This is a genomic window from Paenibacillus sp. SYP-B3998 (genome assembly GCF_010820665.1).
GTDB lineage: Bacteria > Bacillota > Bacilli > Paenibacillales > NBRC-103111 > Paenibacillus_E.
Genome location: NZ_JAAIKC010000006.1, coordinates 243,828 through 266,345, shown reverse-complemented (window position 1 = coordinate 266,345; position 22,518 = coordinate 243,828). Strand labels below are relative to the sequence as shown.

General features: G+C 44.4%; 25 protein-coding genes and 1 pseudogene. 24 read left to right on the top strand and 2 right to left on the bottom strand.

All coding sequences use genetic code 11. The annotated features are described in order from the left end of the window. Position 1: 1 nt before the first annotated feature. Entirely contained in the window at positions 2-967 is a 966-nt protein-coding gene (locus GK047_RS17745; protein WP_163949520.1) for a BadF/BadG/BcrA/BcrD ATPase family protein, read from the bottom strand. Positions 968-1,214: 247 nt separating this feature from the next. On the opposite strand from GK047_RS17745, the gene GK047_RS17740 reads away from it, so the two are divergent. From GK047_RS17740 to GK047_RS17665, 16 genes are all read left to right on the top strand, one after another. Then, positions 1,215-2,051, top strand: coding sequence for a MurR/RpiR family transcriptional regulator (locus GK047_RS17740; protein ID WP_163949518.1), 837 nt, complete (start codon positions 1,215-1,217; stop codon positions 2,049-2,051). After that, a complete protein-coding gene (locus GK047_RS17735) occupies positions 1,996-3,510 on the top strand; it encodes an ABC transporter substrate-binding protein (RefSeq protein WP_240344026.1) in 1,515 nt (504 codons plus the stop codon). The genes GK047_RS17740 and GK047_RS17735 overlap by 56 nt, the downstream gene beginning before the upstream one ends. A gap of 160 nt (positions 3,511-3,670) precedes the next feature. Beyond that, a complete protein-coding gene (locus GK047_RS17730) occupies positions 3,671-4,594 on the top strand; it encodes a carbohydrate ABC transporter permease (RefSeq protein WP_163949516.1) in 924 nt (307 codons plus the stop codon). Between the two features lie 12 nt (positions 4,595-4,606). Further along, positions 4,607-5,440: a carbohydrate ABC transporter permease gene (locus tag GK047_RS17725; RefSeq protein WP_163949513.1), complete on the top strand. Its 834-nt coding sequence runs from the start codon at positions 4,607-4,609 to the stop codon at positions 5,438-5,440. 15 nt (positions 5,441-5,455) lie between these two features. Continuing rightward, positions 5,456-6,559: an ABC transporter ATP-binding protein gene (locus GK047_RS17720; protein WP_163949510.1), complete on the top strand. Its 1,104-nt coding sequence runs from the start codon at positions 5,456-5,458 to the stop codon at positions 6,557-6,559. A gap of 31 nt (positions 6,560-6,590) precedes the next feature. Further along, on the top strand, positions 6,591-7,301 hold the full coding sequence (locus tag GK047_RS17715) for a hypothetical protein (protein WP_163949507.1): 711 nt from the start codon (positions 6,591-6,593) through the stop codon (positions 7,299-7,301). A 21-nt stretch (positions 7,302-7,322) separates the two neighbouring features. Next, the gene (locus tag GK047_RS17710; protein WP_346010358.1) at positions 7,323-8,522 is read left to right on the top strand and encodes an exo-beta-N-acetylmuramidase NamZ family protein; all 1,200 of its coding nucleotides are present in this window, start codon (positions 7,323-7,325) and stop codon (positions 8,520-8,522) included. After that, a complete protein-coding gene (locus GK047_RS17705) occupies positions 8,519-8,710 on the top strand; it encodes a hypothetical protein (protein ID WP_163949504.1) in 192 nt (63 codons plus the stop codon). Before GK047_RS17710 ends, GK047_RS17705 begins: the two co-directional genes overlap by 4 nt. Beyond that, the gene (locus GK047_RS17700) at positions 8,710-9,909 is read left to right on the top strand and encodes an anhydro-N-acetylmuramic acid kinase (protein ID WP_163949681.1); all 1,200 of its coding nucleotides are present in this window, start codon (positions 8,710-8,712) and stop codon (positions 9,907-9,909) included. The genes GK047_RS17705 and GK047_RS17700 overlap by 1 nt, the downstream gene beginning before the upstream one ends. A 223-nt stretch (positions 9,910-10,132) precedes the next feature. Next, positions 10,133-10,573, top strand: coding sequence for a MarR family winged helix-turn-helix transcriptional regulator (locus tag GK047_RS17695; RefSeq protein WP_163949502.1), 441 nt, complete (start codon positions 10,133-10,135; stop codon positions 10,571-10,573). 24 nt (positions 10,574-10,597) lie between these two features. Next, positions 10,598-10,927 (top strand): DUF1904 family protein, encoded by a 330-nt coding sequence (locus GK047_RS17690; RefSeq protein ID WP_163949500.1) that lies wholly within the window; start codon positions 10,598-10,600, stop codon positions 10,925-10,927. Positions 10,928-11,071: 144 nt separating this feature from the next. Then, positions 11,072-11,992 (top strand): AEC family transporter, encoded by a 921-nt coding sequence (locus GK047_RS17685; protein ID WP_163949497.1) that lies wholly within the window; start codon positions 11,072-11,074, stop codon positions 11,990-11,992. A gap of 89 nt (positions 11,993-12,081) precedes the next feature. Continuing rightward, positions 12,082-12,384, top strand: coding sequence for a hypothetical protein (locus tag GK047_RS17680; protein ID WP_163949494.1), 303 nt, complete (start codon positions 12,082-12,084; stop codon positions 12,382-12,384). A gap of 100 nt (positions 12,385-12,484) precedes the next feature. After that, positions 12,485-12,850: a DUF423 domain-containing protein gene (locus GK047_RS17675; RefSeq protein ID WP_163949679.1), complete on the top strand. Its 366-nt coding sequence runs from the start codon at positions 12,485-12,487 to the stop codon at positions 12,848-12,850. A 130-nt stretch (positions 12,851-12,980) separates the two neighbouring features. After that, positions 12,981-14,855, top strand: a complete 1,875-nt coding sequence (locus GK047_RS17670; protein WP_163949492.1) for a PAS domain S-box protein — start codon at positions 12,981-12,983, stop codon at positions 14,853-14,855. A 25-nt stretch (positions 14,856-14,880) separates the two neighbouring features. Then, a complete protein-coding gene (locus tag GK047_RS17665; protein ID WP_163949489.1) occupies positions 14,881-16,734 on the top strand; it encodes an EAL domain-containing protein in 1,854 nt (617 codons plus the stop codon). Between the two features lie 51 nt (positions 16,735-16,785). Here GK047_RS17665 and GK047_RS17660 read toward each other — a convergent pair whose 3' ends face one another. Beyond that, positions 16,786-17,280 carry a hypothetical protein gene (locus GK047_RS17660; protein ID WP_163949486.1) on the bottom strand — a complete coding sequence of 165 codons (495 nt, stop codon included), beginning with the start codon at positions 17,278-17,280 and terminating at the stop codon, positions 16,786-16,788. Between the two features lie 302 nt (positions 17,281-17,582). On the opposite strand from GK047_RS17660, the gene GK047_RS17655 reads away from it, so the two are divergent. The 8 genes and pseudogenes from GK047_RS17655 (at position 17,583) to GK047_RS17620 (ending at position 22,381) form a co-directional block, all read left to right on the top strand. Next, on the top strand, positions 17,583-17,777 hold the full coding sequence (locus GK047_RS17655; RefSeq protein WP_163949484.1) for a hypothetical protein: 195 nt from the start codon (positions 17,583-17,585) through the stop codon (positions 17,775-17,777). A gap of 18 nt (positions 17,778-17,795) precedes the next feature. Further along, positions 17,796-18,080, top strand: coding sequence for a hypothetical protein (locus GK047_RS17650; protein WP_163949481.1), 285 nt, complete (start codon positions 17,796-17,798; stop codon positions 18,078-18,080). Positions 18,081-18,224: 144 nt separating this feature from the next. Further along, entirely contained in the window at positions 18,225-18,527 is a 303-nt protein-coding gene (locus GK047_RS17645; RefSeq protein ID WP_163949479.1) for a YunC family protein, read from the top strand. A gap of 247 nt (positions 18,528-18,774) precedes the next feature. Beyond that, a complete protein-coding gene (locus GK047_RS17640) occupies positions 18,775-19,578 on the top strand; it encodes a basic amino acid ABC transporter substrate-binding protein (RefSeq protein WP_163949476.1) in 804 nt (267 codons plus the stop codon). Positions 19,579-19,662: 84 nt separating this feature from the next. Further along, the gene (locus tag GK047_RS17635) at positions 19,663-20,310 is read left to right on the top strand and encodes an amino acid ABC transporter permease (RefSeq protein WP_163949472.1); all 648 of its coding nucleotides are present in this window, start codon (positions 19,663-19,665) and stop codon (positions 20,308-20,310) included. 13 nt (positions 20,311-20,323) lie between these two features. Continuing rightward, positions 20,324-21,046 (top strand): amino acid ABC transporter ATP-binding protein, encoded by a 723-nt coding sequence (locus tag GK047_RS17630; RefSeq protein WP_163949676.1) that lies wholly within the window; start codon positions 20,324-20,326, stop codon positions 21,044-21,046. Between the two features lie 66 nt (positions 21,047-21,112). Continuing rightward, positions 21,113-21,325, top strand: a pseudogene (locus GK047_RS17625) (bifunctional O-acetylhomoserine aminocarboxypropyltransferase/cysteine synthase); the annotation flags it as partial. 186 nt (positions 21,326-21,511) lie between these two features. Next, the gene (locus GK047_RS17620; protein WP_163949469.1) at positions 21,512-22,381 is read left to right on the top strand and encodes a M15 family metallopeptidase; all 870 of its coding nucleotides are present in this window, start codon (positions 21,512-21,514) and stop codon (positions 22,379-22,381) included. Positions 22,382-22,518 lie beyond the last annotated feature (137 nt).

The window sequence follows — 22,518 nt, the reverse complement described above, 5'->3', positions numbered from 1 at the left end:
GCTAAGATTGATTCGGATTTTGGTTGAAGTCCGTTTCATGAAAAAGTTTACGCGCTAGCAAGGCGGCCCCAACAGCCGAACTGTGCATAGCTTTATGGAATTGCAGACAAGGAAACTGTGCAAGCAGTTTGCTTCGGTATTGGTCATTAAAGAGCTTGGAGTGTGTGAAGATTGATCCTGTTGTCACGACGTGTTTTTGTAGGCTGGCACCATGTTTGGATAGTAATGCGCCTGTTGTTTCGGCAAGTTCTTGTGCTTGTGAAGTCATAATCTGAATAGCGATAGGATCTTGCAGCGTAGATGCCTGAATACAAATTTCAGCGAATGCGGCAATATGCTGTTTTTTAATATCCTCACCATAGATGTAAGTTTTTAGATCACGAATGCTGCTTAATGAATAGGATTCCATAATCAATTCCGTTAATTTCGTGAAGGGATATACATGATCATAGCTTTTCATTGCAGCTTGCAGCGTCAATTGGCCAATTCGGTAGCCGCTTCCCTCATCACCTAGTAGATGTCCCCATCCGCCTGCACGATATTTGCAGCCTGCTTCTGTATAAGCGAACACGCCTGAACCTGTTCCGGCTATGGCTAAGGTACCGTAGGGGACGCCTAAGGCGGCCATTAACGCAATTTCCGCTTCGCTCCGAAGTGAGATAGGAAACGTGAAGCCTCTTTCCCGCTGATAGTCAGTCAAGTAGTCAAGAATGATTTGACGTTCTTCATCCAGATCAACACCCGCCAAACCGAGAGATAGGCCAGCACATACGTCTTGATCTACGGCAATCTGAAGGAAGATTTCGTCCAAAATCCGGCCAATCTCTTTCGTTGCCGAGTTGGGACTTCCGGCGTGAGGATTGGTCGAACTACCCTTATAAGAAGCCAGTAAGACTTCTCCCTGAACAGGTAACGCTACCGCTTCAGTCTTCGTACCCCCGCCATCAATTCCTATAAAATAAGGCATCTAAACCACCCACTTTGCTAGTATGTATGCACGGAATGCTAATTTCTTATTAGGCGCCATGCAGGAGTCGGGTTATTGCTTGAGTATAAAAGAAAAGAATTTGTTTGTAAAATGAAATTTCATATATTATTTTTATGTTGAAATTTCATTTTATTAAACCTATAATAAAAAACATCAAGAGCAACTAAGAATTAGCTACATACAGAAAAAAGGTTACTAAGATTAAGAAACGTGGAGGTGGAAAATATTGGACGGCGGACTCGTTCGTTTGCGTGAAGTGTACGATAAATTGAATCCTTCAGAGAAGAAGGTAGCTGATTATATTCTTCAGCATCCTACGGAGCTGGTCGATCTCTCCGTTGCGCAGCTTGCAGATAATAGCGGAGCTAGTCAAGCCGCGATTATTCGATTATGCAAATCAATGGGGATCAAAGGGTATCAAGATTTAAAAATAAAAGTGGTAGGCGACCTCAGGCAGGAAGAATCGGAAGGTTACCAGGAAATACGTCCTCATGACTCTATAACTACCATTATTCAACATGTGTCCAATAATAATATTCAATCCATTCGGGATACGGTGAAAATCTTAGACCCGGCTCAAGTGGAGCGAGCCATTGATGCTCTTAATCAAAGCAATCGGATCTATATCTATGGTGTAGGGGCTTCGAACTTGATCGCAATGGATGCCCAACAGAAGTTCCTGCGTATGGGGAGAACTTGTTTCTCCTTCGCGGATCCCCACGTTCAACTGACATCAGCCGTAGGCTTGAAACCCGGCGATATCGTTGTAGGTATCTCCTATTCAGGAGAAACGAAGGAAGTCATCCGAGCCTTGGAGCTTGCCAAAGAAAGAGGCAGCATGACGATCAGTATTACGAAATATGGAAGCTCCACGTTAAGTCGCTTGTCGGATATTCCGCTCTGCACGTCATCGACGGAAAATGAAATCCGAAGCGGGGCGATGGCCTCCAGGATTACACAGCTCAATGTCATTGATATTTTGTACTTGGGAGTAGCTAGCCGTGACTATGAGCATTCTGTCAAGCATCTGGAAGAGAGCCGCAAGGCCATTCGTAATTTGTAAGGAAGTAAGCACCAACATAACGATTGCATACCAAAACAATTGGGGGATGATTGGTTTGAAAAAGAAGCAATGGGTCATGGGATTAACGGCATTGGCGCTTATGACTACAACAGCATGCAGCGCAGGGGATAAGGGAGTAGCCCCGTCTGCAGCTACACAACCAACTGCGTCAACTGAATCAGTGAAAAAAGAAGAGAAAGCGGATACAGTTGTCGTGTGGGCTTACCCTGTTCATCAGAAATACGAAGATGATATCAAGCAGTTGATTGCCGATTATAATAAAGCTCACCCGAATATTAAAGTGCAATACGAGATGCTATCTTGGGCAGAAGGACCGAAGAAGTTCGATGTCGCCCTGAATGCAGGAAATCCGCCTGATCTTTATTTCCACTCGGTAAGCGGCCAATATGTGAATAGCGGGTTGGCGTTGGACGTAGGTAAATACATCACGCCTGAGATCAAGAACGATTTCGTTCCTGGAACGTTGGAACTTGCGCAAATTCAAGGGAAGCAATACGGTCTCCCACTCTACCAGTTCCAATGGGCGTGGGGAGGCAATAAGCGCATCCTTGAAGAAGCGGGAATTGACTGGAAAAAAGTTCAGAAAGACGGTTGGAATTGGACTGAGTTCCGCGAAGCTGCGAAGAAACTGACAAAGAAACTCCCGGATGGCAGCACGCAATATGGGCTGGTAACAGATGGGAATGGTGCTAACTTAGACTTCATTGAGATACTGACTCGCAACAACAATATGCAGGATGTGTTGGATAAAGACGGTAAGTTCACATGGAATGACAATCGCATAGTCGATACACTCAGCTTTATTGACGGTATGCTGAAGGATGGTTCGATGCCGAAAGAGACAAGCGCGCTAGCGGCACAGAAGAGAACGGAAATGTTCTATGCAGGTCAAGCGGCGATTATTAGCAAAGCGATTCCTTATTATGATGTCATGATTCAAAACCGGAACAAAGACATCGACGGCGGTAAAGTGAAAGGAGAAAAGATTGACTTTGTTCTGCTTCCTGCACCCCATAAGGACGGTGCGCCAGCGAAGACGACAATGGGCGGCGAAGGCTACGTTGCTTTCAAACAGAAAGCAGATAAAGGCGAAGAGCATGCAAAAAACACGTTTGCAGTTATGGAAGCGCTTAGCGGAGCAAAGGCAGGCAACTCTGCCAATGAACTGAGCTTACCTTTTGTGCGTCAATCGCAGGCTAAAGAATTCGCTGGCAAAGGGTTAGCGAAGGCGGAAAACATCGCTGCTGCTAATGAAATGGCTAAAAACATTTCGATGCCAGTCGATCTTAATCTGGATGTAGACAAAGCGGCAAAGATGAAGCAATTCAAAGAACAGGTTGTTAAACCGAACCTTCAGGCTCTGTATGCAGGGGAGAAGAAGCCTGAACAAATCGCTGAAGAATTTAAAAGCAAAGCTAAGCAAATCTTAGGCCAATAACAAATAAGTAAAAGGGAGCGGGCAGTTCCGCAGTGGGTTTTCTCCTGCAAGGCGCTGCCGCTTTCTCTTATTAAAACGCTTACAAAGGAAGCTTTTCTATGAAAAGCTCAGCAACGCTTACGAAGAAAGCTTTTCTACGAAAAGCTCTTAGGAGGACGACATGCAAACCTCGCCAAATGTGATTGCCAAAGAACGATCGCCTTCACGAATTACGCAGTTCTGGCGGGATTACGGCTGGGCTTATTTGTTTATTTTGACCCCAGTACTATTGTTCTTGGTATTTACCGTGTATCCAGTCATTTCTGCCTTTCTTATGAGCTTTCAGCAGTATAATGTCATGAAATCCGAATGGATTGGTCTGAACAACTATTCCCGCATGCTACACGACGATGTATTTTGGAAGTCGATGAAAAATACAGCGATCTTCACGATAGGTACAGTTCCCGTCAATATCCTTATTACTTTCGGGCTGGCTTTTCTTATTTATCAAATGAAAAATGCGTGGCAAACCTTTTTTAAAGCAACCTTATACTTGCCCACGGTCGCATCCGGTGTCACGCTATCGCTTGTTTGGCTAGCGATATTCGATCCGACCTCATCGGGGCTCATGAACAAGTTTTTGGCTTGGTTCGGCTTGGAGCCGCTCGTGTGGCTAGGACAATCCAATTCAGCCTTGTTCTCGATCATGCTGATGTCTTGGTTAGGCTCGCACGGCGCAGGGATTATTCTTTACTTGGCCGCCATGGGAGGCATTCCCAAATCTCTTTATGAGGCAGCGGACATCGACCATGCAAGCGGTTGGACCCAATTTAGCAAAATTACTTGGCCTTTACTGAAACCGACGACCTTGTATTTGCTAGTCACAGGTATGATCACATCCTTTCAGGTGTTTATCAGTGTATATCTGATGACACAAGGTGGCCCTAATTTCGCGACGACGACGATAGCTTATCTCATTTATCAAACGGCGTTCGTATTTTACGATTTCGGGCTCGCGTCCGCGCAATCTTTCATGCTGGCAGCATTGATTATCATTGTATCCGTTATTCAATTCAAATATCTCTCGAGCGACATCGAGTATTAGGGGGAGCCGCAAATGACATCTTCATCGAAAAAAATATTTATTACCATTGCGGCTGCCATACTCGCTGTCTGGGTCGTAATAACCGTTATCCCGCTGTATTGGATGGTGATCGGGTCGGTACAAGATACACAAGCATCGGCTACATTTCAGCCGAAAATGTTTCCAGATATGTGGTCATCGGCGCCTTACGAGCGCTTTTTTGGCAAAACACTCGCCTGGCGCTGGCTGCTTAATTCGTTGATCGTTTCTTCTGTGTTAACAGTAACCAATTTATTTTTCGCTTCTATGGCTGGCTATGCTTTTGCGAAGCTGAAATTTCCAGGTCGCAATGCCATCTTTTGGGTGCTGCTTAGCACCATGATGATTCCAGCTCAAGTAACGCTTATTCCTCTCTATGTACTAATGATCAATGTGTTTCAGTTGGGTGATTCGTACACGGCTATTATTCTTCCCACTATTGTGAGTGTAGGGAACATCTTTTTGATGAAACAGTATATGTCTACTCTGCCTACATCCCTGATTCATGCGGCGCGTATCGATGCATGCAGCGAATTCGGCATTTTCTATAAAATTATTTTACCGATGGCTAAGCCCGGGCTGGCTGTACTGGCGATATTCACGTTCGTGGCATCATGGAACGATTTCTTTTGGCCGCTGCTCGTAACGAACAGTAATGAGATGCGCACGATTCAAGTAGGTCTGGCCAACTTCAAATTTGCCGAGTCTACGGACTATGGCGCTATTATGGCAGGGGCTTCGATTGGTGCACTGCCGATGATGGTTCTGTTCTTCTCCCTGCAGCGCTACTTCCTGCAAGGTATCACCATTGGAGCTGTAAAAGGCTAGAAGGAGGCTAAGTAGATGGCAAGCGTAGAATTTAGAAATGTTCGTAAAGAATATATCGATGATAAAAAAGGGAGCTTCACTGCTGTAAGCGGCTCGGATTTACTTATCAAAGACCAAGAGTTTGTCGTTTTCGTTGGCCCCTCGGGCTGTGGGAAAACAACCTCGCTGCGAATGATCGCAGGGCTGGAACGTCAAACGAGTGGCGATATTTATATCGGTGATCGGTTGGTCAATCAACTTCACCCGAAGGACCGCGATATCGCGATGGTTTTTCAGGATTATGCGCTTTATCCGCATATGACGATCTATGAGAATTTATCGTTCGGCTTACAAAATTTGAAACGGCCCAAAGATGAAATTGATCGCAAAGTCCGTGAAGCTTCTTCCATTCTAGGGTTGGAAGAGATGTTGGATCGCAAACCGCGCGAGTTATCAGGCGGACAGCGTCAACGGGTGGCGGTAGGACGGGCGATCGTGCGCGATCCTAAAGTGTTTCTGTTTGATGAGCCGCTATCCAATTTGGATGCCAAACTTCGCGTACAGATGCGTGTCGAGCTTGCCGGATTGCACAAGCGTCTGGGTGCGACGATCGTCTATGTTACGCATGACCAAGTGGAGGCAATGACGTTGGGTGAGCGAATCGTCGTCATGAACAAAGGCGTCGTTCAGCAGATTGCTTCACCAGAGGAGCTATATAACAAACCTCAGAATATGTTTGTAGCAGGATTTATTGGCTCGCCTGCGATGAACTTTATGGATGCCCGTATCCGTTCGGGAATGGTTTACGTCGAAGGGGCACAGTTTGCCTTACCTGAGCAGTGGGCCGGAAAGCTTGCGGCCTATGAAGATAAAGAGATTGTGATGGGGCTTCGTCCCGAACACATTTATGGGGAAGATTTCACGATGAACGTGTCCCCTACACATCAGATGACGGCTGTAATCCAAGTCATCGAAAATTTAGGCTCTGAGAATTTGCTTTATTATAAAGTTGGCAGCCGTATGGTGACCGCTAAAGTTCATCCAGAAACCCTTGCATTTGTGGGACAACTGAAAACATTTGTACTAGATCTTAAAAAGGTGAACTTCTTTGATCGAGAAACAGAGCAACGGATCGTCTGAAGAGAATGAAGGAAGCTGGGAGGCATTATCGATGCGTAAACTTAACGAAATGATTGCTCAAACGGCTGTACAGGTATATCGAGAAATCATTCCGGTTGCCATATTCAGTCTTTGTAGTTCGTTGTTCTTGGCTATAATTGTGTTCTTCCTTCCTCTACCGTTCGCATTTCTCATTCTTCCGCTTGTGTATGTACCAGCTGTTTATGGCGTTTTATATGCCGTTCATCGCATGCTGAAGGGCTACAAGCCGAAGTTGCGAGATGTGTTTATTGGAGCGGTTAGAGGCTATGTACCTGCGATGATATTTGGTCTTCTCTGTAGTTTATTTATCCTTATTCTGTTCTCTTCATGGTGGTACTACGGACGGCAGTCCGGTATGTTGAGCCTTAGCTTAGCGATTTTTCAAAGCTATTTTGTGGCGATGATATTGATTTCTCAATTTTATACGCTTCCGCTTGTTATTCAAGAACGTATGGGTATTTTTAGCGCGATTGGTCGCAGTGTCAAACTATTTATTACGAATCCCGGCTATACGTTTGGGGCATTCATGCAGGCGTTCTGTTTAACGGTCATTTTGCTCGTTACCGTTGTTGGGTATGGCGTTCTGTTTAACGGGATGTTCGGAATCTATGTGCATATGGTAACGCGTAATCTTCTTCGTGGAACGAGCATACAGGATCAAAACGGAGAAACGTCGCCTCTGTTCGAACGAGATGCTCGGTTCGACGTTATGGCGAGGTAGTCAGGAGGAGGGGCCCGATTCGTGAGCGCAAATAAGGTGACAGGAAAAGTGTTGACAGGAATTGATCGCTTGGCGCAAATCGATCATCCGATGATTCAAGGACGAAGCGTCGGATTAATTACGAATCCGACGGGAATCACACGCGGTTTTCAGTCTTCGGTGGAGGTATGCGCCAGTTTACCCAACGCGCGATTATGTGCGTTGTTCGCTTGTGAACATGGCATTCAAGGGCAGCGGCAAGCTGGCATTCGCTTTGATAACGAAATAGATGAGAAGCTAGGAATCCCGATATATAGCTTGTATGGTGTACATAAAAAACCAACGTTAGCGATGTTGGAAGGCATAGATACCCTCATTTTTGATATCCAGGACCTGGGTATCCGCTTTTTCACCTATGTAAGCACACTCATCTATGTGTTGGAGGCGTGTGCTGAGCATGATATAAGCCTGCTCGTGTTGGATCGACCGAATCCGCTGGGTGGGCTTCTTTGTGAAGGAGGCATCCTGCAGCCAGGTTACGAATCGATGGTGGGTGCTTGGGGGATGCCTATCCGAACGGGGATGACGATCGGTGAGCTGGCATTCATGGTGAACGCCAATATGGCGCAGCATTGTAAGCTGGATGTCATCAGGATGGAGGGCTGGAGAAGGGAGATGGAATTTCCCCAAACAGGTCTGCCATGGCTGTTGCCTTCACCGAACATACCTTCGATGGAAACCGTTCGGGTTTATGCGGGTATGTGTTTTTTAGAGGGAACGAACGTTTCCGAAGGCAGGGGCACGACGAAGCCTTTCGAATGGTTTGGAGCGCCATGGATTGATGGCGATAAGCTGAGCAAGGCATTGAACGGAGTAGGATTGCCAGGCGTGCATTTTCATTCCGTTTATGCTACCCCCATGTTCGCTAAGCATAAGGGCGAGCTGTGCGGCGGTGTCCGCCTATTCGTAACCGATCCCATTCAATTTCAAGCGGTTACAACAGGTTTGTTCGTGCTGCACTTAATTAATCAGCTCTATTCAGATTTTTTTGAATGGCTTCCGCCCTTTCGCGAGGGAGGTAGGCCATTTATCGATCTATTAGCTGGTGGCGACCTGCTGCGGTATGAAATAGCGTCGGAGAAGGGACTTAAGTGTTTGGTTCAACGGTGGGAGGAGGACTCCGAGAAGTGGAAGGAGCTCAGGGAACCATTTTTGCTGTATGAAGGGGGCTACATCCAATGAAATACATATATAACCTGACATTGCCACAAAAAATAGGACAGATGATTCTTTGTGGTTTCGAAGATGCGCAAGCGCCACTGCAAAGCGCATCCCGTTGTTTATTGGGGCTGCTTAATTCGCAGGGCCGTCTACTCGTCTCGCTGGGCATGAACTACTCAGCAGGCTGGAGAAGGGGGGACGACTTGTGATGCTGCGGACACTGCTGCAACAAACCTCCCTGACCGTGGCGGGCATCATGTCAGGCACTTCACTGGACGGTATCGACGTAGCCATTGTCCGTATTATTGGCTATGGGATGGAGGCGAGTGTTGAGCTTATCCACTTCGAAAGCTATCCATATGAAGCTCAAATGCGTGAGAAACTAAAGCAATTGTGCTCGATTGAGCATTCCAACGTAGCCTTATTGTGCGGAATGAATTTCGCCATCGCGGAGCGATTTGCCGATGCGGTTGTGCAAACAGTCGCATTGGCCAAGCTTCCACTTGAAGCAATCGATCTGATCAGCACACATGGTCAGACCGTTTGGCACATTCCCGTTCATGATGCGAACAATCCTTATTTACCTAAATCGACGCTCCAAATCGGGGATTTATCCGTGATAGCCAAACGAACGGGTAGACCTGTCGTAGGCGACTTCCGTACAGCTGATATGGCGGTAGGCGGCCAAGGTGCGCCGCTTGTTCCTTACGGGGATTTAATCCTGTTCAGACATGCGACCAAAGGACGTATTCTCCAAAACATCGGTGGTATTGGGAATTGCACGGCAATCCCAGCCGCCACAACAACGATGGATGATGCTCATCGCCTCATTGCATTTGACACGGGCCCAGGAAACATGGTCTTGGATCAAGTCGTCTATGAGTTATCTGCGGAGCGGTTAACTTACGATGCAGATGGGAATTGGGCAGCAAAGGGTTATATTGATACGGAAGCGCTCGATGAGATGCTCGCTCATCCGTATTTTAAGCAGCCTCCTCCAAAAACAACAGGGCGTGAGCTTTTTGGGAAGTCGTATGCATCCTCGTGGTTATCGGTAATGGTGGGACGAGGGGTCCGCCAGGAAGATATCGTTGCTACGGCAACTGCATTTACCGCACATGCGATTGTTCGCTCGTATCAGGATTTTATTTTCCCGCGTTGTGACATAGCGGAAGTGATTATCAGCGGAGGAGGAGCGCGCAATCGCACGCTGCTCGGTATGCTGCGGGAGCTGCTTCCCATGCACACCATACTTACCTCCGATGAGTTGGGTCTATCGAGCGATGCCAAAGAAGCAATTTTGTTCGCACTGTTGGGTAATGATTGGGTTCACGGAGTACCGAACAATTTGCCATCCGCTACGGGGGCCTCACGCCCTACTATGATGGGGAAGCTTGCCTTACCCTAGAAATTGAGTCCAGTGGTTTGCCTTATGTTAATGTACGACTTGTCCAAACTGTCCGAGCGATAACGGCTCAGGGCAGTTTTTTGCTGTTATCGTATAAAAGGACTTGGCTTTCATATCATTCCAAATTACGCGTATGGGCAAGCAGATTGACAGAGCCGCATTTTTTCTATACATTTGAAACAAAATGATTGTTTGCATATGAAAAGGAAAGGAGATATATCTTATGAGTAATAGTGAATTTTTAAAGCTTGAAAATCAGCTGTGTTTCAGTCTGTACGCAAGCTCAAGAGCGATTACACGGATGTATCGTCCGTTTCTTGAAGAGCTGGGACTTACCTATCCGCAATACTTGGTTCTGCTCGTTTTGTGGGATCAGGAGGCAAGTACCGTAAAGGATCTTAGCGAAAAGCTGGACTTGGATTCAGGGACGTTAACACCGATGTTGAAGCGAATGGAAACACAGGGGCTTGTTAAAAGGCAGCGATCAAGTGAAGATGAGCGAATTGTGAATATCCGTATTACGGATGCAGGTCTTGCGCTCTATGACAAGGCCCTGTGCATTCCTCAAACCTTGCTTTCTTCAAGCGGATTGTCTTCAGAAGAAATTTACAGCTTTAATGAGCAATTGAAGCGAATGATAACAAGTGTAAATGCGTTCAAATAGTACTTGATGCAAGGAGGATATCTATTGCCAAGAATAACGGTAAGGGGATTGACGGTCAATCAGGTTTGTCAGATGAGCGAAGGGCTTATTGATCAATTAGCGACCATCTGTGGATGTGAACCAGATAATTTCACCTTAGAATGTTTGAATCACACCGCGATATTTGCTGGTAAGCCAGTAGAGGCGTATCCGTTTATTGAAGTAGCTTGGTTTGAAAGAGGTTCTGTCATTCGCAATCAGGTTGCAAAATCAATAACCGACCATGTCGTTGCTCTTGGCATTCCTGAAGTTGAGGTCGCTTTTAGCACGTATGCGAAAGAAGCCTACTATATCAATGGCATCTCGTGCGAATAATACATATCCCGCTGCTGCTGAGTGGATATACAAGTTATGAGTTGAATTCGGCCCCATGTAGATCATTTCTGCAAGGGGCCGTTTTGCTAAAAGGCATATGTTTCAATCGTAGACATCCTACAACGTATAAAGAGAGAGAATATCATGGCCTATTTCTTGTACATTTTAATTAACAACATCGTCCCAATTAGTATTATGATCACCATAGGCGCTGTGATGTATCGTGCCTTTCGCGTAGATATTAAGACGTTATCTAAACTTAATTTCTATGTGTTCTCGCCTGCGTTAGTTTTCGTGAAGCTCTATGAATCTGAAATGAACTTACAGGTGTTGATGCAGGTTCTCTTGTTTTTCGTCTTGTTCTTTAGCTTGCTTTTTGCGCTGATTGAGGTTGTGATTCGAGTGAAAAAGATGCAGGGCGGGATGCGCAGCGCAATGCGCAACAGCGTTATTTTCTATAACAGCGCTAATTATGCAATTCCGCTGAATCAAACCGTATTCGCTGGCAACGCGTATACGCTCTCCATTCAAATCGTCATTATGATTATGCAAACGCTGATTCCTAATACCTATGGGATTTACACAGTAAACTCGCATAAATCAACATGGAAAGCAACGATGAAAACCATACTCTCCTTACCGGTCATTTATGCTATACCTGTAGCTATTTTGTTGCGGTATTTTCACTTACCTGTACCGCATTCTGTTTATTTGCCTCTGACGTACATATCGGGAGCTTTCATGGCAACCGCTTTGCTGACACTTGGGGTGCAATTAGGGGCAATGAAGTGGGAATTTCATTTCTCCAATGTGCTTATCTCTAATGTATTAAGGCTTGCTGCTGGACCTGCCCTAGGCTTCCTTCTTGTATGGATGCTGGGGATCGAAGGGTTGACAGCAAAAGCTCTGGTTCTTTCCTGTGCAGTGCCGACTTCACTTAGCAGTGTTCTTCTGGCCATTGAATACGATAATGAACCGGAGTTTTCTTCTCAGGCTGTCTTTACATCGACCTTATTCAGTATGTTTACCTTGCCTGTCGTTATCTATTTATTGGATTTTATGTGAAACTTTGCGACAAGCATTTATTTTGCAGGAATTTCGACAATTTCTAACGAATTGTAAATCTACAATTTAAATTAAAGGAGGCATCTTTGATGCGTTACCAATTTTGTCAAAAAGTTACGATTGTAGACATGAATGAAGAGATTATGTCGGAAGTTTTGTTTGAGCATGGGGAATTTGAATCTACAGCATTATCTATTGGTTCATCCATACTCATTTACCAGCTTGGTTTAAAGCAATTTGAAGTTGTATACGACAAAAGAGAAGGTAAGACCGTCCGATACAAAGTTGAGGATATTGAGATCGATCTCATTACCCAACCGACGGTAACCAGAGTGTTTATGGAGCCTGTTAGATTAATTGTCGGACAGCACGATATCGGTGAAATTGGCTAAAGAAATTCACAGTTGCAGCCTTTACTCCAGTGGATTCCTTTCTTTAAATCAGCTATGATTAGAAAGAATATCTACAAGGATAAAGGAGCAGACGACGATGATGAAAATATTTTTGCTGCTGGGCAGCGTGAACGCATTTCTATCCGTTGCATTAGGAGCTTTCGGCGCACATTATTTGAAACAGAAATTAACTCCTGACAAACTTGACGTTTTCCATACAGGCGTTCAGTACCACATGATTCATGCGCTTGGACTCATTTTGATTGCGATTTTGTCAGATAAGCTTAGTAATAGTTCCTTGGTTAACGCTTCTGGCTGGGCGATCTTTATTGGTATTGTCCTTTTCTCAGGTAGTTTGTATGCTTTGAGCTTGACAGGACTTAAGATTTTCGGGCCTATTACCCCACTTGGAGGGCTTAGTTTTCTAGTCGGTTGGATGCTTATTGCAATTGCAGCATGGAAATAAGACAAGAGTCGGAATGATCCGACTCTTTTTTCTTTTCTTTGAGCCTTTAGCAGGAAAAAGTGCCGTATATGTAGAACGTTATATACCTTATTGAAAAGATCATTCTTCCTTACTCGAAAGGATGGGAAGCATGGCTGAATTCACAGGAAATCCAACGTATAGACGGAAAATGATTCCAGCGGAGCTGGGGCTCCTCACAAGCGAAGATTTGTTTCATCACTCCTTCGGTTGCGCAGCGATCGGAATGGCGCTCGTTAGCCTGGACGGCAGATTTCTTATGGTGAATACAACGTTATGCAACCTAATCGGCTTCACCGATGATGAACTCGTGGGTCGACATTACGGTGAGTTTTCTTATCCAGACGATTTGGAAATTGATTTGCAATTACAGAAACAGACGCTTCTAGGCGATCGGCGATCCTTTCAACTGGAAAAGCGTTATGTACATCAGGATGGCTCCTTGATTTGGGGGATTCTCAGTGTGTCGTTAGTAAGGGATCTAGAAGGTGCGCCATTATATTTCGTCTCCCAGTTTCAAGACATTACGGAACGAAAACGGATTGAGCAGAAGCTCGAAGAGAGTAGACTCCGCTACCTATCCTTGTTAAAGCACAACCCTGACATCATTTGTACGCTGGATGAGACAGGAAAGCTTGTCACAATCAATCCTGCGACACGGAGAATAACGGGCTACACGAAGCAAGAGCTAATCGGTAAAACACTGTTGCCCATCGTTATGCCGGAACAGTGGCAGCAGGTGAAGAACATGTTCTTCCAAGCGCAGCAAGGTTTAATTGGACATGCAGAAATTCAAGTCATACATAAACAAGGTCATCTTCTTATCCTTGAAGTCAGTGTTGTCCCTATGATTATTCATAATCAAGCAAGCGGTATTTACGTGATTGCAAAGGACATTACGAAACGTAAACGAAACGAAGTGATGATCGACGAATTACATACGAAGAATCAGCTTATCTTGAACGCAGTCTCGGACGGTATTTTTGGCATCGATGAACAGTTGGGGACCATTTTCTGGAATGAAGCTGCCAAGCGATTAACAGGTTATACATATGACGAGATGGTTGGGAAAAATCCGTTTCTTATCTTAACTCAAGCTTGCGAAGCGGAACAATCTATGGGCCTTACGAGTCAGTTACCCTTGTATCGAAGTATGTTGGAAGGGGCTCATGATTATGATTCGAATGAGATCTTCTACAAGAAGAACGGAGATCCCTTTCCTGTCGAGTACATGTCCTCTCCTATTTATGATCATGGTCGTATTGTAGGTGTTGTTATAACGTTCAAGGATATTAAAGAACGTCAAAAGACCGAAGAAATGCTGCGTAAATCAGATAAACTATCGGTCGTTGGACAAATAGCAGCTGGTGTGGCTCATGAGATTCGCAACCCGCTCACTTCGTTGAAGGGATTCACTCAATTCCTCCAATCCGGAGCAGTTAATAAGAAAGAGTACTACGAGATTATGCTATCAGAACTAAACCGCATCGAGTTGATTATTACAGAGATGCTTGTGCTCGCGAAGCCGCAAATGGTGAATTTCCAGCCGAAAAGTCTGGAGATGATATTAAACAGTGTGGTCATATTATTGGAGACACAAGCGAATATGAGCAATATCCAGTTCACGATGGGCATCCAAGAAGATTTGGCTCGTGTGCTTTGTGAGGAAAATCAACTCAAACAATCGTTCATCAACCTCATCAAAAACGCGATGGAAGCGATGCAGGATGGGGGACAAATTGATATTGTTCTTCGGGCGGAAGGATCTAGGCATGTTCAAATCGTCATCAAAGATCAAGGCGAGGGAATGCCTGAGGATGTATTGGCACGCTTAGGTGAGCCTTTCTATACGACCAAAGACAAAGGTACAGGTTTAGGCATTATGATTACTAATAAGATCATCGAAGATCACAATGGGCATTTACTTGTTGAAAGTAAGGAAGGCGAAGGAACTGTCGTCAGTGTGACACTTCCCGTTCATCAATGAACGAGCAGTAAAAGGAGGATAACCTGTGAGAAAGCGGGTATATGTAGGCGGGTATTTATTTCTCGTCATATTCGGAAGCCTATACATAAAACCGTTTGCTGCGTGGATTTGTATTCTTGCCTCGCTGTTACTGATCATTTTACTGTTTAGGAGCAAAAGAAGGACGGAAGCATCCAATCACCAAGCTGTCGATCAGCATGATCATCAAAGCGTATTGGATTCCTTATTTGATCATAATCCGAATGCCATCGGAATCTTTGATGAGCAAGGGAAGTTTATTCGAATTAATCATGCCGCGGAGAGCATTTTGGGCTATTCGGTCAATGAATTGATGCATCAACCGTTTGCTTCCTATGTGACAGGGGAGTACTCCGGTTCAACTATGGGGTATTTAGCGCGAGTTAGGGGAGGCATCCCCGTTACCTTTGAAACCGCTGTGCTTCATAAAAGTGGATATAGGGTGGATTTACATATTACTGCCGTGCCTGTCGTCATTCAGCCTGAAACCAATGGGAGTATACTCATTTGTCAAGACATAACGGAGCGTAAGCGCGGAGACGAGCAAATTCGGTACATGGCTTATTATGATGATATGACAGGGCTGCCCAATCGCCGGATGTTCAAGGATCAATTGAATGAGACTTTAAATATGACGAGAGCTTTCGGTCAAAAGCTAGCCGTATTTTACTTGGACATTGATCGATTCAAGCTTGTAAATGACAGCTTCGGCCATGATTATGGGAATATGCTGCTGCTTCAATTGGCTGAACGTTTCACAAGATGCATAACAGAAAACGATTTTCTTGCTCGTACCGGGGGTGATGAGTTCGCTTTCTTCTTTACCAATGCAGCTGATGCGAATGATGCAATTGCCCTAGTAGCAAGTATCAATCGGGTACTGGAGGAACCATTTCGACTTGAGCAATACGAGCTCCACGTGACTGCAAGCATTGGAATTGCCATTTCCTCGGAAGAATCAGAGGATGCGGAGATGTTGATGAAATATGCGGATATCGCGCTGGCTAGAGCTAAGGAGAAGGGGCGTAATGACTTTCAAATCTTTAATACGGATATGAAGTCGGTCTCGCTGAATCGCTTGAAGTTGGAAAATGAACTGCGTAAAGCAATCACTGGCGATGAGTTTATCTTATATTATCAACCACAGGTGGACATTGAAAGCGGGCGTATCGTTGGGGTCGAAGCCCTTATTCGATGGGCGCACCCCGAGCGTGGAATCGTTATGCCTAATCATTTTATCCCGTTGGCAGAAGATTCAGGGCTGATTGTCCCGATAGGCGAATGGGTGCTGCGCGCCGCGTGCAAACAAAATAAAGCTTGGCAAAATCAAGGCTTCTCGATGATACCGATTTCGGTTAATCTATCTATGCGCCAATTTTTTCAGCACAATCTTAAAGGGAAAATCAATCGTGTTCTGGAACAGACTGGATTAGATCCTAAGTATCTGGAATTGGAAATTACAGAAAGTATGACCATGGATGTTGATCATGCCATACAATCCTTGCTTGAGCTCAAGGAGCTTGGGGTAAATGTCAGTATAGATGATTTCGGAACAGGTTACAGCTCGCTTTATTATTTGAAAAAATTCCCGATCGACAAGCTAAAGATTGATCGCTCTTTTGTCCGCGATATTATGGTGGATCCCAATGATGCAGCTATCGTTGCCACGATTATTGCTATGACGCACCATTTGAACTTGAAAGTGATTGCTGAAGGGGTGGAGACAGAAGACCAGCTTCGCTTCCTTCACCAGAATCATTGCAATGAGGTGCAAGGGTATTGGTTTAGTCCACCAGTGAGTGCTCAGGAACTTGAGGGCATGCTGCACAGCAGCTCTCAAACAGCTGTTTCCCACGAATAAATAGAAGAAGAGGGTATCCGTAGAGCTGAAGGATTCCCTCTTCTATTTTGTTTAGAAGGCTACATAATCGTCGATTTCGTTTAATTTGAACAAGTATACTTTTTTCTCATCCACATGGTAAACCGTTACATTCTGGCTGCTATTGTCATAGTTCAAAATGCGGCAAGGAAGATTCAATTTAATCCCCTTCGCTTTAATGACAGTTAATCGGATCAATGTATTGTTGGCTTTAAAGGTCTCGAGCTGATCAATGATTTTTTCGGATGCAGGAATTGGCGTTGGGGGTGCAGTTACCTGAGTAGCAGGCGCTGACACGGGGATCGCCCTTTTAATATGCTGTGGTGCGGAATGGCTCTCTTTTTTCACGTTGAGCTCAATCAGCTTACCGAGCTGAATTCCTTGTATAATTTGATAATCTTTAATCGTATTTGCATTTAAAAGATGAAGGAGCTTTTCCAAAGCAAGGCCATTGGTGGCGTCTTCAATTAAAATTTCTACGGTGAATAAATGTCCGGTTTGATTCGCATTTGCTTTCGTCTGACTCATACGGCCTCCTTGCTCCAAATAAAATCCTCAGTATTCAACTATATCATTATATTATAACCAAAAATAGCTCAATTTTCACATGATATTGGAAATAACGGCTTCTGGTTAAAAAACATGTAAGTTACAATGGAAAACATAACTTTTTCTATTTCACATATTTGATTAAGAATCCGTAATCAGCTACTATTACAGTTGTCCTTTATAAGTTTTAATATTGCTTAATTGAGCTAGGGATTATTCAAAGTGGAATTTTGCTAACATGATTTGATTCTAAAATAACTGATTCATACTGGAGAGAGAATATGGATAAAGAGCTTGTGCTGTACAATGCAATCACGTCTATGGCTGATCGTTACAAAGGAGCCCTTACGCCAGAACTGGCATTGGGCGCAGACCTATATGCCGTAAAAATAAAAAAACAGTTGATGAAGGAAGGGTTTACCGAGCCAGAGGCGGAAGCAGCAAAACGACAAGCGAAGGCTTCGAATAAAGTCTGAAGAAGAGGAGATTATCCGATGTCACAGTTACTAGCTCATCTATATTTGTTTTGCGATAAAACAAAATCCGAATCAAAGAAATTAAGCGTCACCCGATATACGCATGTAAAAGAGGTTACAGAACATAGCTGTAACTCTATTGAATTTGAAATGACTTCTTATGAAAGTTTGAACATGATTGAAAATAGAGGCGAAAAAGTCTTTTCATTTATGCTTCAAGATTGTGCAGCTAATTATGAAGGAAAAAGCGCAAAAATATTTCATTTGAACAAACTATACTTAGCGTTTGATTTTGGGGAGTAACGTTTGAATGAGTTCTTGATAGAAAATGACAAACTTGTATGACGTAATTGGAAATAAACCTGTAAGGCCGATACTTTCGTTACACCGTACTAGCACCATGTGCATATACTGTCCTTAAGACTGCTAAGAGGAGCTGTGCAGAGTATGATGCGCGTAGAACCGATTCTCCTTGAAGGACATACAGCCATAGCCATAGAAGTGAAGCTGCCTAAGACAACGTTGCTCGTCGTCACAACAGACAAAGGATATATCATGTGCGGCGCGCTTGATGTAGGGCTGCTAAATGAACGATTAAGAGATAGAAATATTGTAGCAGCAAGGGCAACGGGGGTTCGGACAATCGAAGAGCTCCTGGAGGCACCACTCGAATCTGTGACATATACAGCTGAAGATTTGGGAATTGTTGCCGGAATGACAGGTCGAGAAGCGATTCTGAAAATGATGTGAAGGGTTGTTTTCTTATCGAAACCGAACGTTGGGATCTCGGATCTCAACGTTTTTTTAATTCAGTTACGCGCAGTTGACGAAAGCGTTTGGGTTCTCTATTGCATCATTCTGACAATTGTAAAACACGCTAAAACCCTGTATTTTCCTGCATTTTCCTGATTTTTCAGCATGGCTATAACGTTGTTATTTTATTAACCAGGTGTTAGAATATGATTCATACATTTTACAAAGTCGTGGAGGAATTGCGTTGAAGAAATTAAATGTTCTCGTTATAGCCTTAGCTCTTACACTTGCAATTACAGGGTGCGGTGCTAAACAAGGTGATACTAAACAAAGCGGTGGTACGAAATACAAATTTGCGACAGATGCGGCTTACGCGCCAATGGAATTTATGGATAAAGACAAAGTATCAGGCTTTGATATTGATTTTCTGGGTGAGGTAATGAAAGAAGCGGGACTTCCATATGAAATCGTTAATACTGGCTGGGATACCATGCTGACGAGTGTTCAGCAAGGTAAGGAATACCAAGGTGGAATCGCCAGTGTTTCCATTACGGATGATCGTAAACAAAGCTATGATTATTCAGCTCCGTATTTTGAATCTACAAACATGATTTTGGTCAAAGAAGGCAGCCCGATCAAAAGCGCATTGGATTTGAAAGACAAAAAGGTTGCTGTGCAAATCTCTACAACGGCAGATATTCTGATGACCAAAATCTTGGGTGCAGACAATAAATCTTTGAAACGTCTGGATAACAACACACTTGGGCTAATGGAGCTTGATTCGAATGGTGTCGACGCTTTTGTCGCTGATATCGCTATTGTCCGCGAGTATGTGAAGAACAATCCGAACAAGAAGTTTGTAGTGATCTCCGATCCTCAGAACTTTGTTTCCGAGTATTATGGAATCTTGCTGCCTAAGGGGAGCGAGTTGAAAGCGAAGCTTGATCCTGCGATCAAAAAGGTGATTGAAAATGGAGCTTACGCGAAAGTATATAAAAAGTGGTTTGGTCAAGAACCGGACACCAAGAAGCTGTTAGAACAAAAATAATAGTTAGGCGAGCATGCGCGGCTTCAACCTTGCGCATGCTTTTGTTCTGTAAACAGCAAAATAGGGGATGAAAGGAAAGTGTATATGGGTTTTCGTTTTGACATCATAGTGGAGTATATTCCCTTATTACTTAAGGGAACTCTTTGGACCATAGGTATATCCATTCTTTCCATTCTGTTCGGATCTGTTCTGGGTCTGGGTGTCGGATTAGGTAAAATGTCAACGCGAGGGTATTTGCGCTGGCCAATGAGTATGTACGTCAACTTCTTCCGTGGTACCCCACTCCTAGTACAAATTCTTCTTGTCCATTTCGGGGTAGTTCCTTTATTCTTGGGAACGACCAATCCGATTGTGGCTTCTATCGTTGCGCTCTCATTGAACTCTGCGGGCTATATGGCCGAAATCTTCAGAGCAGGTATTCAGTCTATTGATAGAGGGCAGACGGAAGCGTCTTATTCGCTGGGCATGACACATTTTCAAACGATGAAATCCGTTATTTTACCGCAAGCGATCAAGCGGATGATTCCTCCATTCGGTAATGAATTTATCGTACTAGTGAAGGATTCATCGCTTTTCGCCGTTATAGCGGCTCCAGAGTTGATGTATTGGTCGAACGCCATGCGAAGCCAGTATTTTAAAGTGTGGGAGCCTTACTTAACAGCAGCCTTAATTTATTTCATTCTTACTTATTCCCTAAGCAAGCTGCTTGCTTATCTGGAAAGGAAAGTGTAGGAAGATGAGCGCAATGATTGAAGTAAGAAATTTACAAAAATCGTTCGGAGATAATGTCGTCCTGAAAGACATAAATGCGGACATTCAAAATCAAGAGGTTCTTGTTGTCATTGGACCGTCAGGTTCAGGGAAATCAACGTTTCTCCGTTGTTTGAACTTGTTAGAGCAGCCGAATGGGGGAACGATTCTCATTGAAGGCAAGTCGTTGATGGATTCAGCCCATAAGATTCACGAAATTCGGATGGAACTAGGTATGGTGTTCCAGCGGTTTCACCTTTTCCCACATATGAAGGTTATTGATAATATTATGCTAGCTCCGCTTCAAGTGAGGAAATGGCCGGAAGAAAAAGCCCGGAAGAAGGCGTTAGAACTTCTTGAAAAAGTTGGGCTTTCGGATAAAGCGTATGCGCTTCCCGATTCGCTCTCCGGCGGTCAAGCTCAAAGGGTTGCGATTGCAAGAGCGCTTGCGATGGAACCCAAGATTATGCTGTTCGACGAGCCGACGTCAGCCCTTGATCCTGAGATGGTCGGTGAAGTATTGGCTGTTATGAAGCAGTTGGCAAAAGAGGGTATGACGATGGTCGTTGTTACGCATGAAATGGGCTTCGCTCGTGAGGTTGGCGACCGCGTCATGTTCATGGAGCAAGGGGTTATTGTCGAAGTAGGAACACCTCAGCAAATTTTTGAGCATTCAAAGCAAGAACGAACGAAAGCCTTCTTGTCCAAGGTTCTTTGAAACAAAACAGCTCGCTCTGAACCAACATTCGGAGTGGGCTGTTTTCCTGTGTACAGCACCCGGTCAAAAGGTCAGGGTGCAATATTAAGCTTCGGATTTAAAGGCGGCGCCGACGCTGGCAAAAAGCTGATTCACACAGTGAAGTTATTTTCCCATTTAGCCAACGTCGGAGATTCTAAGTCTCTAACTCAAGGGCTCATTCGTCTTTCCGTAGGTACGGAAGCGATCGAAGATATTATCAATGATCTGGAGCAAGCGATTCAGGCAAGTCAAGCATAAATATAGAACTAGGTAGTTCGGGGCTTGAAAGGTCATGTGGGAACGAATAAAATATGAGAAGGCTGCGAATGAGGCGCAAACCTTGTTTCGCGGCTTTTTTTCGTTCGGAGGTAATGAAACTTTTTCCTCGTCCGGGCAGTCTATTCCATATGCAATGTTTTCAACAATGAGGAGGATTTTCAGAACATGAACAATAAAATGAAAGGTACGCTTGTACTTGTTGCAGCGTTTACGATACTTTCAGGATGCGGCAGTCCCAAGGCAGAACCGACGCCTTCAGCTGGAGAAAGTGCGGCAGCCAGCTCATCTGCGAGCCCAACTGCGAATACAACCAGCACAGCTTCGCCTTCTGTATCGCCTTCGAGTAAATCAACTGCAACGCCGACACCAACGACTAAAGCTTCGCAAAAGCCAGGCGCTACTCCGGCACCATCCGCAAATACTGGGAAAAATGGGGCCATTGCCGTCATAGCTAAGCCAGAGAGCCTCTCTGTGCTTGTAAATAAGCAAAATTCATTGCCATCAGAATATGAACCAACCGATTTGGTGTACCCGGATGTAGCTTTTGTATTCTCAGAGAAAATTGAAAAGCGTAAAATGCGTAAAACAGCGGCTGATGCATTAGAGAAACTTTTTGCAGGTGCTGAAAAGGACGGAATCCATCTTGCAGGTGTCTCGGCTTACCGATCTTACGCAACACAGAAGTCTGTTTTTCAAAGATATGTGCTGAAAGATGGGGAGGAAAAAGCGAAAACGTACAGCGCCGTTCCTGGAACGAGCGAGCATGAAACGGGACTAGCTATCGACGTAACAGGCAGCAATGGGAAGTGCGCAGCGGAAGACTGTTTTGGAGGAACCAAAGAAGCAAAATGGGTTGAACAGCATGCAGCTGAGTATGGTTTTATCATTCGCTATCCGAAGGGCAAAGCCGAAATTACAGGCTACCAATATGAGCCATGGCATATTCGTTATGTAGGGACAGAAATATCGAAGGATATTGTCTCGAAAGGGATAACCCTTGAGGAATATTTTAAGACTGTACCTGTAACGAAGTAAGATCACCTTCCATCAGGCTAATTTCAAAACTGGCTCCAAGTGTCGTAATATCGCACTACCGATTGTCGTTAATTTGAAATTTATCAAGCTCTCTTAACATGCTACAATAATCCCAAGTCACTTATTTGGAGGTTATT

What these genes read in the sequence shown, in the direction of transcription:
- GK047_RS17745 (WP_163949520.1), bottom strand. Translation starts at nt 967, where the DNA reads ATGCCTTATTTTATAGGAATTGATGGCGGGGGTACGAAGACTGAAGCG.
- GK047_RS17735 (WP_240344026.1), top strand. Translation starts at nt 1,996, where the DNA reads ATGAGCATTCTGTCAAGCATCTGGAAGAGAGCCGCAAGGCCATTCGTA.
- GK047_RS17730 (WP_163949516.1), top strand. Translation starts at nt 3,671, where the DNA reads ATGCAAACCTCGCCAAATGTGATTGCCAAAGAACGATCGCCTTCACGA.
- GK047_RS17725 (WP_163949513.1), top strand. Translation starts at nt 4,607, where the DNA reads ATGACATCTTCATCGAAAAAAATATTTATTACCATTGCGGCTGCCATA.
- GK047_RS17720 (WP_163949510.1), top strand. Translation starts at nt 5,456, where the DNA reads ATGGCAAGCGTAGAATTTAGAAATGTTCGTAAAGAATATATCGATGAT.
- GK047_RS17715 (WP_163949507.1), top strand. Translation starts at nt 6,591, where the DNA reads ATGCGTAAACTTAACGAAATGATTGCTCAAACGGCTGTACAGGTATAT.
- GK047_RS17705 (WP_163949504.1), top strand. Translation starts at nt 8,519, where the DNA reads ATGAAATACATATATAACCTGACATTGCCACAAAAAATAGGACAGATG.
- GK047_RS17700 (WP_163949681.1), top strand. Translation starts at nt 8,710, where the DNA reads ATGCTGCGGACACTGCTGCAACAAACCTCCCTGACCGTGGCGGGCATC.
- GK047_RS17695 (WP_163949502.1), top strand. Translation starts at nt 10,133, where the DNA reads ATGAGTAATAGTGAATTTTTAAAGCTTGAAAATCAGCTGTGTTTCAGT.
- GK047_RS17685 (WP_163949497.1), top strand. Translation starts at nt 11,072, where the DNA reads ATGGCCTATTTCTTGTACATTTTAATTAACAACATCGTCCCAATTAGT.
- GK047_RS17680 (WP_163949494.1), top strand. Translation starts at nt 12,082, where the DNA reads ATGCGTTACCAATTTTGTCAAAAAGTTACGATTGTAGACATGAATGAA.
- GK047_RS17675 (WP_163949679.1), top strand. Translation starts at nt 12,485, where the DNA reads ATGAAAATATTTTTGCTGCTGGGCAGCGTGAACGCATTTCTATCCGTT.
- GK047_RS17670 (WP_163949492.1), top strand. Translation starts at nt 12,981, where the DNA reads ATGGCTGAATTCACAGGAAATCCAACGTATAGACGGAAAATGATTCCA.
- GK047_RS17660 (WP_163949486.1), bottom strand. Translation starts at nt 17,280, where the DNA reads ATGAGTCAGACGAAAGCAAATGCGAATCAAACCGGACATTTATTCACC.
- GK047_RS17655 (WP_163949484.1), top strand. Translation starts at nt 17,583, where the DNA reads ATGGATAAAGAGCTTGTGCTGTACAATGCAATCACGTCTATGGCTGAT.
- GK047_RS17650 (WP_163949481.1), top strand. Translation starts at nt 17,796, where the DNA reads ATGTCACAGTTACTAGCTCATCTATATTTGTTTTGCGATAAAACAAAA.
- GK047_RS17645 (WP_163949479.1), top strand. Translation starts at nt 18,225, where the DNA reads ATGATGCGCGTAGAACCGATTCTCCTTGAAGGACATACAGCCATAGCC.
- GK047_RS17635 (WP_163949472.1), top strand. Translation starts at nt 19,663, where the DNA reads ATGGGTTTTCGTTTTGACATCATAGTGGAGTATATTCCCTTATTACTT.
- GK047_RS17630 (WP_163949676.1), top strand. Translation starts at nt 20,324, where the DNA reads ATGATTGAAGTAAGAAATTTACAAAAATCGTTCGGAGATAATGTCGTC.
- GK047_RS17620 (WP_163949469.1), top strand. Translation starts at nt 21,512, where the DNA reads ATGAACAATAAAATGAAAGGTACGCTTGTACTTGTTGCAGCGTTTACG.